Origin of the sequence: Nostoc sp. C117, assembly GCF_043099735.1 — a bacterium.
Classification (GTDB): Bacteria; Cyanobacteriota; Cyanobacteriia; order Cyanobacteriales; family Nostocaceae; genus Nostoc.
In genome coordinates, this window is record NZ_CP170991.1 from 6,583,420 (window position 1) to 6,602,164 (window position 18,745).

Sequence of the window (18,745 nt, forward strand, 5' to 3'; positions counted from 1 at the left end):
GGTTTGAATTTAGCCTTTTCCCTTTTCCCTTTTCCCTTTCCCCCTTAACCGAACCGTATTGCTTCGACTCCCTTCGGCTTACCTCGGCTACGCGGTAGTTGAGCGTAGTCGAAACTCAGTACAAGTCTGCTCGGCAAAAGTCAGGGCAAGTCGCTCAGTAACCGGGGGACGCAGAGGAGGAAGAATCTAATAAGCGTCTTCTCTGCCAAAATTGAATAATTTCATTTCTGGAAGTCCCTAATGAGTTAATGCCCATGCACTTTTTTAGCTGCATTATCACATTACTTAAACGTTAACAAAACCTTAACTTTACTGATAATTTAAAAAACCAGACAGAAAATTATTACCTAACTTTGAAATTTCATAAGTCTGAAAGCCTTATCAAACGAGAAATTAATAATTATTGATAATTTGGGTGACTGCTAAAATGGGTAAAATACTTCTGAATTTATTTTTGCTACATCAGAAGTGATTATAAAGATTTGGTGAAGCAAGATTCAGTCTACTTGCGTTGCTTACGTTGTTATTGATTTAATCAAATTTGTGCTTCCTTAACAAGCAGCAAAATCACGTAAAACCCACTGCAAGCATTTAATACCCGCGCATATTTGTAATCAATATCTGTGAATAGATTTCGCTTCTAGATCTTCAATGCTTTCAATGGATTGATTCTTGGAGTCTTTGATAAATGCTGGGCGAGAGCCATTGCCAAAAGAAGTAGACCTTGAATTCATAGTTTTTGCAGATTGTTGAAATTATAAGCAATTTTTCCAATTTAGTTACACACAATGAAGAAAACGCTTTTTGGGGTGTTGACGACGGTGATTGTTAGCAACACCCTGATTCCTGGTGTCCAAGCAATCAGTCTCGGAAATACAACTGCCCGCTTTAGTCATGTTCTGATTATTTCGATTGATGGATTGCACAACTGGGATCTATCAGTTGCTAATCTGCAATCTTCGTTGAAAAATATCAAGCGGTTACAGAGAGAAGGTGTGACATACACCAATGCTTTCGCTTCTGCACCATCAGATTCTTTTCCTGGGGAGTTAAACTATATCACTGGTGCTAATCCCGGTACAACTGGTGTATTTTACGATCTTTCCTACAGTCGCGCTTTGTATGCCCCAGGCACGACTCTTGCCCAAATTGCCGCCGGAACCGCCAAACCAGGTACTGTAGTAGAATTTGATGAAACTAGCGATGCATCTTGGAATAATGGTAAGGGTGGCACTTTAGATGGCGGTCAGGGATTTGATAAAACCCAATTACCAGTCGATCGCAATGGTAACCCTGTTTACCCCAACCAGTATCTGAAGGTAAACACCATTTTTGATATAGCTAGCGCGGCTGGACTGCGTACTGCTTGGTCTGACAAGCATCCCGCAGCTTACACCATCCTCGCTGGAAATACACAAGACCCAACTAAATTTAATTTGGCAACGGGTCGAGTTGGTAGCATTAGCGATTATTCTTCACTAGAAATTAACGCCGCAGTGGCGATCGATCCAACTAAGCCAGGACTCCTCCCCAGTAGCCTTGGGGCTTTAGTCGATCGATCAACAGGTACTCCTTACTCCAACACCAACTCTAAAATCACGTCCACTTTCTTTAACGACGGGACAAAGGGTAATCCGGCTCTGTTTAAGGCTCCACCTGCTGGTTTTAGTGCCAACCAGTTTACGAGTGTAGCAACAACCTCAGCCTACGACGATCTCAAAGTTAAGCAGATATTAAACGAGATTGATGGATTGAACGATTCGGGCACTATAAAAGTAGGCACTCCGGCAATTTTTGGCTTGAATTTCCAAGCTGTGAGTGTCGGTGAGAAAGAACCTGCTACTCTATTTAACGGTGGCGGGATTGACAAAGATGGAAATGCCCGTCCTGACCTGGTAAGTGCAGTAGCCCATACTGATGCCAGCATTGGTCTGATTTTGGATGAACTGAAAAAGAAAGGATTAGACAGTTCAACTTTGGTGATTTTGACTGCCAAGCACGGGCAAAATCCCGTCAAAGATCCAACTGTTGGTTTGAGCAGTAAATTTGATAGTGTTACAGGTGCTGCTGGTGGTGATGGAAACCTCACTGCTTTTGCTTCTCTGTTAGTAAGAAACGGCATCCAAATTGCCTCTGAGCGGGGTCAGGATACTTCATCACTGATCTTCTTGAAAAATCCATCTGATGTCCGAAAAGCAGTAGCCTTGCTGAAATCCAAAAATTACTCATTTGATACTGCTGCTGATAAAGTAAGCGACCCTACAGGAAATACTTTGTTTTCAACTGAGGATGCTGCTGCTCAGGGGAAAGTATTGTATGGTCAAAGCATCATCAATGCAGGATTGGGAGATCCAAGGACAAACGAACGCACCCCTGATATTATTGTTCCACTCAAAACTGGCTATTTCTTTGGTAATGCTACCAAGAAGCGTGCAGAACATGGTGGATTTACTGATGCTGACACCCACGTAGCCCTAATTGTCGGTAGCACTGGATTTTCCCACAATCTACAAGGTAAAACTATCAGTCGAACCGTTTCTACCACCCAAATTGCTCCAACTACATTACAGGTTCTAGGTTTAAATCCTCAACTACTGCAAGGTGTTCAGATTGATAGAACCCAGACATTACCACTAGACTGTAGGGACTTTCAAACAGAAAAATACCGAATAGATAAAGAGCGCAGGGAGTACGAGGACTAAAAAAACACCAAATGAAGAAATTGATGTGTTAAATACCACATCAGTTTCTAGTAATTCTTGTGCTAAGAGCGAATCGGTGTGCTGCAAAGTGTTATGTTTCTCCGCCAACTACGACATCTCGAATTCGCAGACTTGGACCACCACAACCCACTGATAAGCCGTTTTGCCCTCCCTTCCCACAACCGCCGGATTCATCCCAGTAAAAGTCATCACCAATTGCTTCAATATCCCCTAAAGTTTGGAATACATTTCCTGAAAGCGTTACATCCCGCACAGGTTCGGCAATTTTGCCGTTTCTAATCATCCAGGCTTCCCCTGCACTGAAGGTAAACATTTCCCCATTCGTCATCCCACCCAACCAATTACGGGCATATACTCCTTCTTTGATATCGGTGAATAAGTCTTGAACTGGTGTTTTACCGCGTTCAATCCAGGTATTTGTCATCCGCACAATGGGGGTAAAGTGATAGTTAAGACAGCGGGCATTACCTGTAGGCGTTTCGTCTAATTTACCTGCGGTTTCCCGAGAATGCAAACGTCCAACTAAAACTCCATCTTTAATTAGTTGAGTAGTAGTGGCTGGGGTACCTTCGTCGTCGTAAAAATAGCTACCGCGATGTCCCTCTGGGGCTGCACCATCAAAAATTTGCAGTTCTTCTGGGCCAAATTGCCGTCCAATGGTCATAACTTCCAATAAATCGGGGTTTTCGTAAGCCATATCGGCTTCCGAAAGGTGTCCGAAGGCTTCGTGGACAAACAAACCGGTAAGAACTGGATCGATGACTACGGTGTAGGTATTGCCTTTAACTGATGGTAGAGATAAAGCGGCGATCGCTCTTTGAGCTGCACTTTCAATTTGTTCGTCCAAATTAGTCAAATCTTCGTAGGCTTTGCGAGAACCAGTGGTTTCTCTGCCAGTTTGCACCGTTTCGCCACTTTTGGCGGTAGCCGCAAAGCGCATTTCCATATCTACCCAAGATTGCTCGATGAAAGTGCCTTCAGAGCTAGCAATAATCGCTCTTTGAGCGCTGTCTCCATAGCGCACTGAGGTAGTGGTTATGCGGGGATCGACACTTTTGAGTAATTCTGTATAGCGATCGCATAATTCTTTTTTCTGCCAAAGGGGAATTTTTCGCGGATCAGTACCTCTAAGAGGTAGACTACATACTACTTGCACTGGGTCAATGGGTGCAAGTACAGTTTCTTCATCACCAACCATCCGCGCCGCAGCGATCGCTTCTTCGATCCGATCCTGGATTGTGGACAACTGGTTAAAGCAGCTCAACCCCCATCCACCTTTATAACAAGCGCGAATATGTCCACCAATGGAGATACCTTCACTTAGGGTTTCTACCTTGTCGCCGCGCAACAAGATATCAGTCCCTTCTGCTTCTTCCAGGCGAATCATCAGATAATCTACACGCTGTGAGTAACGGGCGATGAGATCGGATAGCAAATTTTGGGCGTCAGCAAGTGTAGTCGGCATTTCCAGATACTTATAATGACGAACTGCATTTATTTTGCTATTATTTGGGGCATTTTTACTAATGAATGTTGCAGTTCACCCTCTGCATAAGACAAATATTACTCTGCTTCATTCTCCCTCACTTGATAATCTGCCAGTAACTCATCCAAACTGTCTGGAAATGTTCCTCGTTCAATCATCTTAGTAAAGACCTGATAGCAGTCATCTTTTGCTCCCTCTTTACGTAGAAACCCTAACCACAAAATTACAATCGCTTTCAAATTTTCTGTATCAAAAGCGCGAAAAAATAACCGATACCGTTCTGGTAAGCCCATCTTTTTCAACCCTCCATAGCGTTTTAACGCCCCTGTCAAGGCAAAATGACTCGCAAATGGATCAGAGGTAATCTTCGTCTCAATTGCAACAGTAATGGCAGCAAATAACTTTACTGTTGCATGAGTTTTATATGCACCCTCCGGTAACTGTTCCTGCAAACGGGAAACACGCTCAAATAATTCTTGATACTGTCTGCCAAATAATTGCGGATGAAAGTAAACTTCCCAGCCATTACTCTTAAACTGCGCCATCTTCTGATGACTCATCGGCTAATTCTACATCTGCAATCAGTTTATGGGCAGCCTCAGACATTTCAGTTGTATAAGGTTGTAGGGTGTTGTTTTTCAGCGATTCTGTCATTGCGAAATCGAGAAATAGCCGCATTAATACTGAATCTTCTGCATCTTCATCATGATCTGATTGAGGCACAATCCGCAGAATTGCAGTATCCGGTGATAATACTTCTATCCAGCCATCTGCATTGGCAAACTGAGGATGCTCTCGATAAAACTCAGATGGTAGCCTAAAGCCTGCACTGTTACCAATTTTGGTACTACGAATGTTGTAGGAGTTGCTCATTTTTAATGTATATACGTGACGTACTTAATTCTGAATCCTGAATTCTGTTTAGATAAACAATGCTGGGGAGACATGAAAAAATTCTCCTAGTGCTTTTGCTTGCTCTTTACTAATTGCTCTTTTTTCATTTACAACTTCGGAAACAACTCCTTTAGAACCAATAATTCCTACTAAATCAGATTGTTTAATTTCCCTTGCTTCCATCAAGTGTTTGAGAATTGCGTGAGGGGATGCTGGCTCTATGGGATAGTGTTTGTTTTCAAACTCTTCAATGAGAGTGACTAAAAGTTGTAGAATAGCAGTCTGTTCTGGCGATCGCTCTTTGCAAGCCATTAATTTCTCAACAGTTGCTAAAGCGCGATCGTATTCTTCTTCTGTAGCGATAACTTTAGGTTGGAACTCAACTAGAAGTTGACTGTAAGTGGTTGTATTAAAAGCAGTACTCATATTCCTTGACGCCCGCTCGGCGGCGACCCGTAGTAGGAGGATTTTCGCCCGTTATCGGCGGCGACCCGGATCATGACTTACTTCAATCCTCAAAAGTAAGTATGACTGTTAGCGAGTTTCTACTAAACCAAGCTTATATTAATCTTATCTAAAATTTCTCAAAAGAAAAGGTCATTTTTCCATTTATCTTTATCGTATTCAGCATGGGTTAAAAAATATTTATAGTAAATTGTTTGGATTTCATAATCAATACTAACAATTAGACGATAGGCATTACCTTTGATGTTGAATACTGTAAAGTTACCTACTAAATCTGCTGTTGGGTAAAATTGTCCAACTTCATTGAAGTTTTGCCATAATGCAGATTTAACAACTTGATACCAAGAGTTAATGGGTTCTACTGCATTTGGATATTTACCAGCATCAGCACGTAAGTTCCGAATGCTGATTAGGTGCATACTTTATCTTTTCCTATCTCAAGATATGTTCTCATTTTGAGAACGAATTGTCAACTTCATTTTTTGGTCTTTATCCCATCTTCTATAATTGATAAAATCTCCTCAATTAATTTAGGCATGACACTGTGACCGAATCTGGAAGCTACAAAGATACTGTAAACTTACCCAAGACTAACTTTGAGATGCGGGCAAACGCCATCAAGCGGGAGCCGGAAATCCAGAAATTTTGGGAAGATAATAAAATCTACGATCGCCTTTTTGAAAGCAACCCCGGCGAATTATTTATACTGCACGATGGGCCTCCCTACGCTAATGGCTCACTTCATGTTGGTCATGCCTTAAATAAAATTCTTAAAGATATTATTAATCGTTACCAATTGCTACAAGGGCGTAAAGTTCGCTACGTCCCTGGTTGGGATTGTCACGGATTGCCCATTGAGTTGAAAGTTCTCCAAAACATGAAGTCAGCAGAACGGCAAAATTTAACGTCTTTGCAACTGCGACAAAAAGCCAAAGATTATGCTTTAGCTGCGGTAAATGACCAGCGCCAAAGTTTTCAAAGCTACGGTGTTTGGGGTGATTGGGAGCATCCTTATCTCACTTTGAAGCCGGAATATGAAGCGGCGCAAATTGGCGTGTTTGGTCAGATGTTCTTAAAAGGCTACATCTATCGCGGTTTGAAGCCTGTTCACTGGAGTCCTAGCTCAAAAACTGCTTTGGCAGAAGCTGAGTTGGAATACCCGGAAGGTCACGTTTCTCGGAGTATTTATGCGGCGTTTGCGGTTACGGGTCTTGGGGAAGGGGTAAAATCATCGTTGGCGGAATATTTGCCGGATTTGGGTGTGGCGATTTGGACGACTACGCCTTGGACTATTCCGGGGAATTTGGCGGTGGCGGTGAATGGGGATTTGGATTATGCGGTGGTGGAAGTTTCACGCAAAGGCGCAGAGGCGCAAAGGAATTTCAAATATTTGATTGTGGCGGCGGAGTTGGTGGAGAGGTTGTCTGCGACGCTGGATGTGGAGTTGACGGTGAAAGCCACGGTTAAGGGGTGTGATTTAGAACATACGACTTATCGTCATTCTTTGTTTGACCGGGAAAGTCCGATTGTGGTGGGTGGTGATTATATTACTACTGAGTCGGGTACTGGGTTGGTTCATACTGCACCGGGTCATGGTCAAGAAGATTACATTGTTGGTCAACGTTATGGTTTGGCTATTCTTGCGCCGGTAGATGATAACGGGAATTTTACCGCAGAGGCGGGAGAGTTTGCTGGGTTGAATGTTTTGGGTGATGGGAATCAAGCGGTGATTGATGCTTTGGCTGCGGCTGGTTCTTTGTTGAAGGAAGAACCTTATCAGCATAAGTATCCTTATGACTGGCGGACGAAGAAGCCGACGATTTTCCGCGCTACGGAACAATGGTTTGCTTCGGTGGAAGGATTTAGGGAAGAAGCGTTAAAGGCGATCGCCACTGTAAAATGGATTCCAGCCCAAGGTGAAAATCGCATCACGCCAATGGTGGCGGAACGTTCTGATTGGTGTATCTCTCGTCAGCGTGCTTGGGGTGTACCCATTCCCGTTTTCTACGATGAAGCCACCGGGGAAGTACTGCTGAATGAAGAAATTATCAACTACGTTCAAGCAATTATCGCCGAGAAAGGTTCTGATGCTTGGTGGGAACTTCCAGTTGAGGAATTATTACCAGAATCTTATCGTCAAAATGGTAAGTCTTACCGCAGAGGTACAGACACAATGGATGTCTGGTTTGATTCTGGCTCATCTTGGGCAGCGGTGGCCGAACAACGTCCAGAGTTACGCTACCCCGCAGATATATACTTAGAAGGTTCCGACCAACATCGCGGTTGGTTCCAATCCAGTTTGCTGACTAGTGTAGCGGTGAATGGCGTTGCACCTTACAAAACTGTTTTGACTCACGGCTTTACTTTGGACGAACAAGGCCGGAAGATGAGTAAGTCAGAAGGAAATGTGGTTGACCCAAATACAATCATTCAAGGTGGGAAAAATCAAAAAGTAGAACCCGCCTATGGTGCAGATGTCTTGAGATTGTGGGTATCTTCGGTAGACTACTCTGGCGATGTCCGCATTGGGAAAAACATCATCAAGCAACTGAATGATGTTAGAGGTAAGATTCGCAATACGGCGCGGTTTTTGTTGGGTAGCCTCGATGATTTCGACCCAGAAAAAGACGCAGTACCCTTTGAAGAATTACCAGAACTGGATAAATACATGTTGCACCGCATCCTTGAGGTGTTTGAAGAAGTGACGGAGGCTTTTGAGAGTTTCCAATTCTTCCGTTTCTTCCAAACAGTGCAGAATTTCTGTGTCGTGGATTTATCTAACTTTTATTTAGACGTTGCCAAAGATAGACTGTACATCAGTTCCGTTGATGCTTTCCGCCGTCGCAGTTGTCAAACAGTTCTGAAGATTGCTTTAGAGAATTTAGCCAGAGCGATCGCTCCAGTATTATGCCACACCGCCGAGGATATCTGGCAATATCTCCCCTATAAAACACCTTACAAGTCAGTGTTTGAAGCCGGTTGGGTGCAAGTGGACGAGAAGTGGCGTAATCCAGAAGTAGCCGAATTTTGGCAAGCATTGCGACAACTCCGCACCGATGTTAACAAGGTGTTAGAACAAGCCAGAATCGAAAAACTCATTGGTTCTTCCCTAGAAGCGAAAGCTTTGATTCATATCCCTCACCAACAGTTAGGCGATGCAATCAAAGCCTTGAACCCAGTTAAGGGTAACGGGATTGACGAACTGCGTTATTTATTGCTGACTTCCCAAGTGGAATTATTAGATTCTGCTGAGTCACTGCAAGGATTGAAATATACCGCCCAGACAGAAGACTGGGTAATTGCAATAGTCAACGCTGATGGGGAAAAGTGCGATCGCTGTTGGAACTACTCCACCCATGTGGGAGAATCAGCAGAACATCCTTTAATTTGCGAACGGTGTGTTGCAGCCTTAGTTGGAGAGTTTTAAGAGAATACAACTCATGTTCTCTGGCTTCCCATCACTCAACGCATTACCCCACCCTAACCCTCCCCTTATAAAGGGGAGGGTTAGGGATTTTATTGTTTCCCCCCTTTATAAGGGGGGTAAGAATGTAATTAAAATCACAGCTAACGACTTTTCAAACAACCTCTAAGACTTTAAATCCAAAATCCAAAATTGCTAAATGGTTTTCGCGTTCTGAATGGATTTTTGCTCTGAATTCTTCAAACGCGTCGCCTGGCTTTTGCGGATGCGATCGCTTTTGCGAACAGCACCCGCCATTTCATATTCACGGCTGTCTTTACCGTATTTGAAAGCAACTCCAATCAGCATTTTCTCAATCAGGTCATTTAAGCTTTTATCTAACTCATCCATTTCAGTTCTAGAAGAGTTAATCATGGCTAAAGCAGTATTATAAGCATCGATCTTGTTACGGTACTGCTCAATTAGTTGTGTGACGTTTTGCAAGTTGCGAATATCCCCAAAATCCATACTGGGGTCAATGGCTTTAAATCCCGCCAGCCTTAATTCAGCTTTTTCTAAAACGCGATATGTACGTTTTTGATTAGTCACAAATATATCCCTTTTATTTTGCTTTAGAACTAGTTTGTCTTACTAAAGCTGTATCTTAGTTCAGTAAAATCCTCATTCAATAGTATCTGGAATGACATAAACATCAGTATTTATCACAAAAATTATGCTTTTGTTGAGGAAACGCATCGTTTTGTTGATGAAAACGGTGGTTTTTTTGATAAAACGCATCGTTTTGTTGATAAAATAGTTGGTTTTGTTGATGAAAACGTTGGTTTTGTTGATGAAACAGCTAAAGCTGAACCAAATCCTAAATTTATTTAATCTATACAAGAATTCGCCGATACGCTGAAGTTGCAGCCGCAACAGCAGCATGTGTTGAGGAAACCACATTCTCGTATGCTGTTATTAAATATTTGATAACACGGTTGCTATCATTCGCCAAAATAAAGTCAAAGAAGTTACAGAAATTGGAGAATTTAGTAAGTATGGCATTTCAAAGGGTAGACAAATCTGCCAACAGCAGTCTGCAAGCTTCATCAGAAAATTCTTATTTGGCATCAAGACCATTTGCACCTTTGGCTAAACAGGTAATAAAGATGTCAACAGAAAATCAAATTATCCAGCAAGAAGCCAAAGGAATTGAGGTTACTAGACCAACTAACTTGTTAGAAATCTTATTTTCCCAGCCTCACAAGAGACAATCACAAACGATTCAAGCAAAGTTGAGAATTGGGCAACCTGGAGATAAGTATGAGCCAGAGGCTGACAAAACAGCATATCAGGTAATGCAACGAATTCATTTGCCTTTTGTGTCTAGAGACATGAGCCAACCAAAGAACAGAGTTATCCAGCGTATGACGGATGGCAACAGTGAAACTGAGCATCCAAAAAAGCGCACGAGGGAGCAGAACACTAGTGATGATGAACATGAGTCTAAACGTCAGCAATTAATATATCCCACTGAAGTTACAATCAAAGGTGAGAAAATACGGGTAGAAAATAGCGAAGAACACAAGCAAGCAAGAGAAATCATTGAGCGTATTGAAAATGACTATGGCATAAAAGTTAATTCCACAATCGGACTTGAGTCAGTTATTAGCCATTATGCACAAGCACCTCAGATAATCAAAGATCGAGTAGAAACTGAATATTGGGATGTTAAGAGACTCATATCTGTAGAACAAGGTCTCAGCCACTACAAAGATATATTAGGAAATAATCGTAATAGCTCTTCTCGGGCTGGAATTCCCCAGGAGGTACTCTCTTTCAGTAGTCTTAATTACGGAATAGACAAAAACCTTCCTGACACTAAGTTAGACAGTAACACTTGGGGTGAATATTTTGACAACAACAGCAATATCAGTCTATATAAGCCATTTCAAACAGATACTCATGATTTTCCTGATAATCTAGAAAAACAGATGGAGGCAACAGTAATCCATGAGATAGCACATGGGTTATGCGAATATAAATTACAAGATTATTGGAAAGCATTAGCTTATTGGCTAGATGAAAACACAAAAAGCGAGGATGAGGATGCTGAATATCCTGTAACAGGATACGGAGAGACGAATGCAAGTGAAGATTTAAGTGAAGCTGTTATGTATTATTTCACAAAACCAGACGAGCTTGAGGCTTTTGCTCCTGAAAGGTATGAGCTAGTAAAGAAAATGGTTAAAGAATGGAAAGGCACAAATTGACCATAACCTATTAACCCAAGTTGCGGGTTCAGGCGATAGAGTTTGCAATCTAGTAGTTTTGAGCGCTCATCGAATGCGAGTGCGTCTTGTAGAGAAGACGTTACCGTTGGCGTTCGCGTGTCGCAGACAAGCCTCTCGTTCGCGTTAGCGTCTCTGAAAGAGAAGAGAAGACATCGGCTTTTCTCTCGTCAACGAAGGTGCGTCAGCGTAGACTGTGGTAAGCGATCGCTTTTTACAAATCGCTGTTCAATCGAGACTATCCCTCTTTTATCACTTTCGGGAGAGAATAATCTTGAATGCTTACAGCATAAGACTTTTACCAAAAACCTTGATTTCAGGCATTGTGTGAGAAAATAAACGCTCAAATGCTCGTTATATCTACAGTTGAAAATTCGGCTCTTATTTTTCTTTTCTCAGAGTGACAAAAGAGGGCTATGCTACGATTTAAGCATTGGATGTTCTTTATACCAATTTAACGTGAAGTTGCACATATCTTGATCCCCCTAAATCCCCCTTAAAAAAGGGGACTTTAATAGATGTTTTTCTGGTTACCCCCTTCTTAAGGGGGCTAGGGGGGATGGAATTATATGCAGCTTCATAAAAAATTGGTATTAGATTATCTTTAGGAATCAGATTTTACAGGTGACAGACCTACATACTGAAAAAACTTATCTAAATTCAAGAATTGTTGATTTGTAGAATTTCCCTGCTGACGATATAAACTTATCTCAGTTCTTAATATCTTCAATAAACCTAAATCAGCTGGATTTATTTGTTTCAAACTTATATTGGTGTTATGCTTGCGATAAAGAAGTGTCACCTGATTGAAAAAATATTTATAAATATCATTTTTCCAAGCTCTAAAAAACCATTCTGTATCTTCATTATCACTAAACTTTTCGTTAAATAAGCCAACTTTATCAAATACTGACATGCGATAAATACCGCTACCAAGATTAACAGAATAATATGGTTTAGAATATGGCTTAAAAATTAACTTATCTTTATCTGTTATCGAGCTATCGAGATGCATTTCTTGTATTAGTCCCTGGATAATTTCGATTGAGGGGTTAGCATCTAAACATTCTAATTGGAGTTTTAGTGCATTATCTGACCACAAATCATCAACATCTAGAAAAGCGATAATATTCCCCCGAGCAATCTTAATTCCCTGATTCCGTGCGGCTGAAGGTCCACTATTATTTTGATAAATATAACGGATCTTGTCCTTAAATTGTGCGGCTATTTCAGCAGTATTATCGGTAGACTCATCATCAATAACAATAATTTCTAAAGGCTGATATTTTTGGTTTTGAATATTTTGTATAGCTTCAGCTAAGAACTTTTCTCCGTTATATACGGGAACAATCACACTTACATAAAATTCTTTGTTTTTCATGATGAAATTACTAAAATTAATCTGGTTGGCTGATTAACTAGTACTAGTTGTACCAGTTGTATTTTATTACTTGGTGTTTTTTTTGTGCTTTCTTGTATTGATAAACGCCTATTAAGGTAAATATTTCATATTAGTAAATTTGTCTAATATTGGTGGTTCAAATTCAATTCCTTGTTGAGTTACCTGTGCTTGAATTGTTGTAATAGAACTATTTTTATTTGTAGCTACATCGTTGATGGTTAGTAAAATAAGCTGCTCTTTTTGTAGCTCTTCCAGAAAGGTATTTACAGACTTTTGAATTTCTTCACTGCTACGATTATACTGCTGAGAAAGTTCTGTAATAATATTCTCTTGGGAAATTCCTCTTTCAATTTTATTCCAAATATCAGCCGCGACCTTTAATAGGCTATAATAATTTTTTTCATCAAGATTGACGACTACGACTTCAGCATCAATTGTTTCATGAATGACTTTTGGGCTATTGATTTGGTAATTTGTAGACATAATTACAATGCTTTTTAGTCCTGAATGTTCAGCAAGGGAGTTAACTACAGTTAAAGTAGTCGCAAGACCTAAATAGGAAGCATCGGTCATAAAACTAATGGCAGATGCTACTAAAGTTGCAGGGATGCGTTGTGGTCATAACACAATCGTTGCAGAGTACATGACAGCTACTGTTTAATTATCAAAGCTCAAATGACAAGGATTTGGCTCAGCTATATGACAAAAGTTTTTGTAACTCTAGGTTTCAGTAAATGCTTAAATTGTCTACTCAATTAATTCTTATCTTAAGTAATGTTCTGCACCATTACCATCGGAAACTTCAGGTGATTACGTAATTTATACTTTGGTTCAGCAACATTAATTGGCTTAAATCAATTGATAAACTTCACTTTCCTGAAAACTTTTCAGGAAATACTCTTGAGATAGTTTCTTCCTGGTTTCAGAGTTTATCAAATAATTGTGAGTCTCTAAAATTAATGCCGTATCTAAAGCTTTTTCTGCTGCTTCTGATAAATTATTATAGTACATGGGGTAATCCTCCCCAAGATACTCTACCACTGACGGTAAAGGATTAATTAAAAGTGGAGTGCCTCTGGCAATACATTCGATAACTGCATTATTAGCGCTAGAGTCATACAATTCTAAAAATGCTATGTTTTCTGACAGAAGGATGTCATATTCTATATTCGATAGATGTTTGATTTCTCTAGTATTACTTAGAAAAATAGGTTCTATTGTTAGATTGTTAATAATTTTTTCTTTCTCTATAATTTCTTCTTGTTGTTTATCTGCATCGTCACAGAACATTGGTACTAATCTAATTTTTTCAAGGTTTAAAGGATTATTTTTGGCAATAGGTAACTGATAAATTGCAATTAACTTTCTTAGCCACCAACCAATCTGGACGATTTTCTTTTCAGAATTAGCCAGAAATTTTCGGAAATTGAATTGTATTTCTGGTATTTCTGTTGGGTGAATTAAACTAGAGACTAGTTTTCCTGTTTGTTCGCGTAGCCATTGAGCATGATATTCAGATAAAGAAAATAAACCAACACAAGCATCTAAGCTTTTTTTCCAAGTTTCTTTAACAAAAAGTTCTTGGGGAGATTGTTCATATTGAAACCAAGTTGGCATTCTTTGGGGATTATGAATAATACCTACCCACGGTTTGATATAGGGTATAATTTCTTTTTCCTCTGCACTAGCTACTAGATTGAATGTACCATCTAGTTTCATTTTTTCTAAAATTTTAGTAGGCAGTTTATTTGGTTTTCGGTAGTTCCAGAGAAACTTATTTTCCAGAAATCCATCAAAGATAATACCTTGACTATTATGCAGAGGTTTTAAAGTATTGGTAACAAAATTCCAACCACTCCTATGACAGTCAAAACTTTTTTGATCGAATAAACTAATTTTTCCATTCAGATTATCTTCTAGCTGAATAAAATTAGATTTTTGGGTTTGGATACTATATCTATCTTGGATTTTTATTGGTAATCCAAGATAGATATAGTATGAGGATAAGTCTGTTGCATCAAAATTGATATAGAGTGCTTTCTCGTAATATTCAATTCCTTCTTCTATTTGACCTTGTTTAATCATTATTTCACCTAGCTTTTGATAAGCTGGTAGATAATCTGGTTGAAAATGCAAAGCTTCTTGATAAATGGCGATCGCTAATTCTGTTTTTTCTTGCAATTGCCACATAGAGGCCAACTGACATGCAGTTTCCGCTAAACTGGTATTTATAAGTAATTGTTCTTTCATAGTTAACCTCAGTGTCTTGACTTCAAAATGTTTTCTTTAGATGAATGTAAATTCTTCAGTGGTTTCATATCAGTTCGATAAGTCTAGATTTACTCCTAGACTTTCCTGAGTACAAATATTAATCTACCTATTTTTGGGCTTAACCAAAAACTATTTAAATATAGGATAATTACTCACTTTATCCCTTGTTTAAATTGGCATTGATGGGAGCAATTGGGATAGTAATTGATGCTTAGATAAATCAACACTTTGCCAATCATCTAATAAAATCCCCCCTGTATCACTACTATTAGGATTCCAACTCCAATAAATAAAGCTCAAATTATTCGCTTGGATGTATTTCACAAACTTATTTTGCCAAATTCCTTCTATGGAACTTGAGTCTACATTCCGTCCCCCAAACTCTCCAATCAAGATAGGAGCAATATTCTCACTAGCAATGTAGTTAAATCCTATTTCCCAACGCTCAATTAGATTTTCAGGGAATTCTGAGTCAGAAAAGTGTGGTAGATTATAAACCCCTGGGCCATATTCATGAGGGGAATAGACTAGCTTATTAGAATGAGATAAACGTACTGGATAGTTCTTGACTCCTTCTAAATTTCCACCATCCCAATGCTCTAGCTTTTGACCAGGGACATTCTTTTTCACACCTTCAACAACAATGAGCCAATTAGGATTGACATTGAGAATAGCATTACCTGCGCGTTCTGCTGCCAATCGCCAGTCAGTTTCTAGGTTGTTATCACCCCAGCTAGCTTTACCGTGAGGTTCGTTTTTTAAGTCTGCGCCAATAACGTTAGCTTGATTTTTGTATCTGATGGCTAGCATTTTCCACGTATCAATCCAGTCTGCTTCGGTAAAACCGTCACCGTACCACAATTCTGGAATTTCCCGATCGTTAAGACGGTGGCTGTCAAGCAGGATTAGCAATCCTTGACGTTCGGCTTCTTCAATTACTAAGTCCATTATTTCCAAGGGGGTTTTACCTCGGAGTTCTTTATTGCTACCAATTTCAAAGTTAATGCCACTTACGTTAGGCGATCGCAATGCTGTCTCACAATAAGGTAACCGGATCGAGTTATATCCCAAACTCTGAATCTGTATCAGCATTTGTTTATAATCTCGTTTCCACAGACCATGAGGTACATGTGCATCAGTCTCTATACCAAACCAATTAACACCTCTAAGTAATACTAGCCTACCTTTCGCATCTACAATTGTTGTACCAACGGTTGAAAGTGGTGGTTCTATTTGCATTGCAGTCTTAGAAGTATCTATCCTCATAATATTTGGCACAGTAATTTTGTAATTTTTTTCTATGGATTTCACCCAGAACTGCCTAAATATGAATATTTTTTTGTATTTACTAAATACTTGTTGGTTAAAAGCAATAGTTTTTTAGGGACTTCGAGAAAATTAATTATCCCATTTTCATAGTTGCAGATTCTTTCTCCTCTGCGTCCTCTACCTCCTCTGCATACACAACGATGGAGTATTTTTTACTTGGAAATCCCTTAGTACTTGTTGTGCCAAACTATTAGTTAAACTCGAAACCCTTATTTTAGAATCAAGCATAATATTCTCAAGCTGCTTAAGAATCCAACAAAGTTAGAAAATAAAGCCTAATTTCCGATGTTGATGTAAACTTAATAACTTGATGAGTGATATTGACATAATGTTTACAAAAGAACAGAATTAATCTGCTTTCTTTATCGTCTGCAAGTATAATTTATAGATATTAAGAAGAGATTAGCTAATCTTTAAAGGTTTTCTAGATTATCAAGATCTCCATGAATACACCAATATGTTACTCCCAGAAAGGAATACGCAAGCGATCGCTATTTTTTAGTACACAAATACGGAAGGATTCAGGTGGTAGAATTAAAAGCAGGGTAAGCGCATATAATGTTGTAGCTAAAAGTATATATTTTTTTACAAAAATGTATGTATTTAAACTCACGTTCCGCAGATATTAAAGCAGATTCAATAATTATGATTTTGGATAGATAAAAGCCTGAAATAATTTTCAGACAATCATTTCAGGCTATTTTATTTAAAATCATTTAATAAAGTAGAGAAAAAAACGATGAATGAGGCAAAAAAGTCATAAAGTCCTAAATATATACGATTTAGGACGTTATTAATTTAATTGTTGAATTTTGGATAATATTGCCAGTATTGTACAGGCATACAAATTCCTTGTAATTTTAAATTCTGCAATCGGTATAAATATGCAGCACCAGTCATAATATGGTCAGCAACATCAACAACTCGTCGATTATTTGGTTCAGCAAGATAAGACCCTTTTACCCAATTGTTGAAAGCCCCAATCGCTGGACTACACCAAATTTGATAGTCCATTTCTCGGCCTAGTTCTCCAAAATTAGACCAGCGTGAAGAAAGTCCTAAATACCAGCGAAAAATTAGCGCCATTTTACGTTTAGGATTATTATCTGCTCTAGTAATTTGTTCTGGATCGCGTTGAGAAAAATAAGCTACAGTATCTTGCCAAACTTCATCTAAACTTTTTCGGAATACTTGTTTTTCCAATTCCTCCCTATCTATTTTAGGAATTTCATCAATTGAATTATAGGCTTTATAAAACTCAAAAAGTTTTTGCGATCGCATGGGGAATAAAGTTCCTCGTTTGAGAACCTGTAGTTTCACACCCATTTCAAACATATCTGCTGCTGGAGCCATCATTACATCCGTCATATCTGCTTGAGCAAGTAAATTTTTTGTATGTACAGATGCTCCCGCTTCAATACAAGATTGATTAACTGAACCAGTTACCACATAGGCGGCTCCCATGATAAATGCAGCTAGTGTTGACTGTGGCGTACCAATTCCTCCCGCAGCCCCAATTCTGACAGATGTTTTATAATTATATTTTTCTTGAATTTCATCTCGCAGTCTCAGAATAGAAGGTAACAAACAAACCAAAGATCGATTATCTGTATGACCGCCAGAATCAGCTTCTACAGTAATATCGTCAGCCATTGGTACTTGTGCTGCTAGCTTGGCTTGTAACTGAGTAATTAAACCTTGCGAAACTAGTAGTTTGAGAAATTTTTCGGGTGCAGGTTGGAGAAATTTAGTGGCAACTTCAACACGAGAAATTTTGGCAATAATTTTGTTTTTAATCTCAATTTGATTTTCACAATTGAGGCTAAGACCAGCTGCTCGATAATAGACAATGTTAGTAGTTAAATTCAGAAAAGCAGAAGCTTCAACAGTGGTAACACCATATTTGAGATATAAATTAACAGCACCTTGCTCAATTGCATTTTCGCTGGGACTATGGATTAAATTAAAAGCATAGGGGGCATTAGGTAGTGCTTCTTGAATACGATGAATTGCTTTCTCAATACGCTCAGGAACTAACCCAGCAGCACCAAAGGAACTGAGAATTTTCTCTTTTCCTAAAGTAATAACTAATTCTTCTGAAGCAATGCCATTGGCCATAGCACCTGCGGCATAAGCATATTTAACTCCATGAAAAGTCTGAAAACTTGGATCGCCTAATTGTTGAGGTACTAAAGGTGGAACAGCTGTTATGGTATCAATGATCTCAGATTTATCATTATTAGGCTCGACTAAATATCCTTCATTTGTTACCCCAAGTTGACCTTGCTTTCTAACAAAATAACAAGGTAATTCCAAGTTGAGTAATTTAGATTTGATACCTTCATTATCAAAAGCAATTGAATCTAACGAGCCTTTCCATACTGGATTTTGAACATTGGGTTGGTAGTCAAACCTCAGTCCATTCTTTTGAAAATTTAAGGGTATTGTGGTCATGGTGATACTTTTAATTACAGAACGGATGAA

At 39.3% G+C, this 18,745-nt stretch carries 14 protein-coding genes; 3 read left to right on the forward strand and 11 right to left on the reverse strand.

Translation table 11 applies throughout. The features are described 5' to 3' along the window. Positions 1-788: 788 nt before the first annotated feature. On the forward strand, positions 789-2,702 hold the full coding sequence (locus ACFG4S_RS28250) for an alkaline phosphatase family protein (protein WP_392532227.1): 1,914 nt from the start codon (positions 789-791) through the stop codon (positions 2,700-2,702). Positions 2,703-2,793: 91 nt separating this feature from the next. Here ACFG4S_RS28250 and ACFG4S_RS28255 read toward each other — a convergent pair whose 3' ends face one another. From ACFG4S_RS28255 to ACFG4S_RS28275, 5 genes are all read right to left on the reverse strand, one after another. Then, positions 2,794-4,188, reverse strand: coding sequence for a TldD/PmbA family protein (locus ACFG4S_RS28255; RefSeq protein WP_392532228.1), 1,395 nt, complete (start codon positions 4,186-4,188; stop codon positions 2,794-2,796). A 98-nt stretch (positions 4,189-4,286) separates the two neighbouring features. Then, positions 4,287-4,754, reverse strand: coding sequence for a type II toxin-antitoxin system YhaV family toxin (locus tag ACFG4S_RS28260; RefSeq protein WP_392536099.1), 468 nt, complete (start codon positions 4,752-4,754; stop codon positions 4,287-4,289). After that, positions 4,741-5,082, reverse strand: a complete 342-nt coding sequence (locus tag ACFG4S_RS28265) for a hypothetical protein (protein WP_392532229.1) — start codon at positions 5,080-5,082, stop codon at positions 4,741-4,743. The genes ACFG4S_RS28260 and ACFG4S_RS28265 overlap by 14 nt, the downstream gene beginning before the upstream one ends. A 48-nt stretch (positions 5,083-5,130) precedes the next feature. After that, positions 5,131-5,529: a type II toxin-antitoxin system HigA family antitoxin gene (locus ACFG4S_RS28270; RefSeq protein WP_392532230.1), complete on the reverse strand. Its 399-nt coding sequence runs from the start codon at positions 5,527-5,529 to the stop codon at positions 5,131-5,133. A gap of 158 nt (positions 5,530-5,687) precedes the next feature. Beyond that, positions 5,688-5,987: a type II toxin-antitoxin system HigB family toxin gene (locus tag ACFG4S_RS28275; RefSeq protein ID WP_392532231.1), complete on the reverse strand. Its 300-nt coding sequence runs from the start codon at positions 5,985-5,987 to the stop codon at positions 5,688-5,690. Between the two features lie 125 nt (positions 5,988-6,112). On the opposite strand from ACFG4S_RS28275, the gene ileS reads away from it, so the two are divergent. Further along, complete coding sequence (gene ileS / locus ACFG4S_RS28280) at positions 6,113-8,995, forward strand: isoleucine--tRNA ligase (protein ID WP_392532232.1); 2,883 nt, start codon at positions 6,113-6,115, stop codon at positions 8,993-8,995. A gap of 192 nt (positions 8,996-9,187) precedes the next feature. Here the strand turns inward: ileS and ACFG4S_RS28285 are convergent, their stop codons facing one another. Continuing rightward, positions 9,188-9,580, reverse strand: coding sequence for a hypothetical protein (locus ACFG4S_RS28285; protein ID WP_392532233.1), 393 nt, complete (start codon positions 9,578-9,580; stop codon positions 9,188-9,190). Between the two features lie 446 nt (positions 9,581-10,026). On the opposite strand from ACFG4S_RS28285, the gene ACFG4S_RS28290 reads away from it, so the two are divergent. Then, positions 10,027-11,241 carry a hypothetical protein gene (locus ACFG4S_RS28290; protein ID WP_392532234.1) on the forward strand — a complete coding sequence of 405 codons (1,215 nt, stop codon included), beginning with the start codon at positions 10,027-10,029 and terminating at the stop codon, positions 11,239-11,241. A gap of 622 nt (positions 11,242-11,863) precedes the next feature. Here the strand turns inward: ACFG4S_RS28290 and ACFG4S_RS28295 are convergent. The 5 genes from ACFG4S_RS28295 to ACFG4S_RS28315 all read right to left on the reverse strand — a co-directional run bounded on the left by ACFG4S_RS28295 (position 11,864) and on the right by ACFG4S_RS28315 (position 18,715). Beyond that, positions 11,864-12,640, reverse strand: coding sequence for a glycosyltransferase family 2 protein (locus tag ACFG4S_RS28295; RefSeq protein WP_392532235.1), 777 nt, complete (start codon positions 12,638-12,640; stop codon positions 11,864-11,866). Between the two features lie 111 nt (positions 12,641-12,751). After that, positions 12,752-13,234, reverse strand: coding sequence for a PqqD family protein (locus ACFG4S_RS28300; protein ID WP_392532236.1), 483 nt, complete (start codon positions 13,232-13,234; stop codon positions 12,752-12,754). A gap of 276 nt (positions 13,235-13,510) precedes the next feature. Beyond that, positions 13,511-14,911 (reverse strand): tetratricopeptide repeat protein, encoded by a 1,401-nt coding sequence (locus ACFG4S_RS28305; RefSeq protein WP_392532237.1) that lies wholly within the window; start codon positions 14,909-14,911, stop codon positions 13,511-13,513. A 189-nt stretch (positions 14,912-15,100) separates the two neighbouring features. Further along, complete coding sequence (locus ACFG4S_RS28310; protein WP_392532238.1) at positions 15,101-16,243, reverse strand: glycoside hydrolase family 5 protein; 1,143 nt, start codon at positions 16,241-16,243, stop codon at positions 15,101-15,103. Positions 16,244-17,059: 816 nt separating this feature from the next. After that, entirely contained in the window at positions 17,060-18,715 is a 1,656-nt protein-coding gene (locus ACFG4S_RS28315) for a PfaD family polyunsaturated fatty acid/polyketide biosynthesis protein (protein WP_392532239.1), read from the reverse strand. Positions 18,716-18,745: the final 30 nt, after the last annotated feature.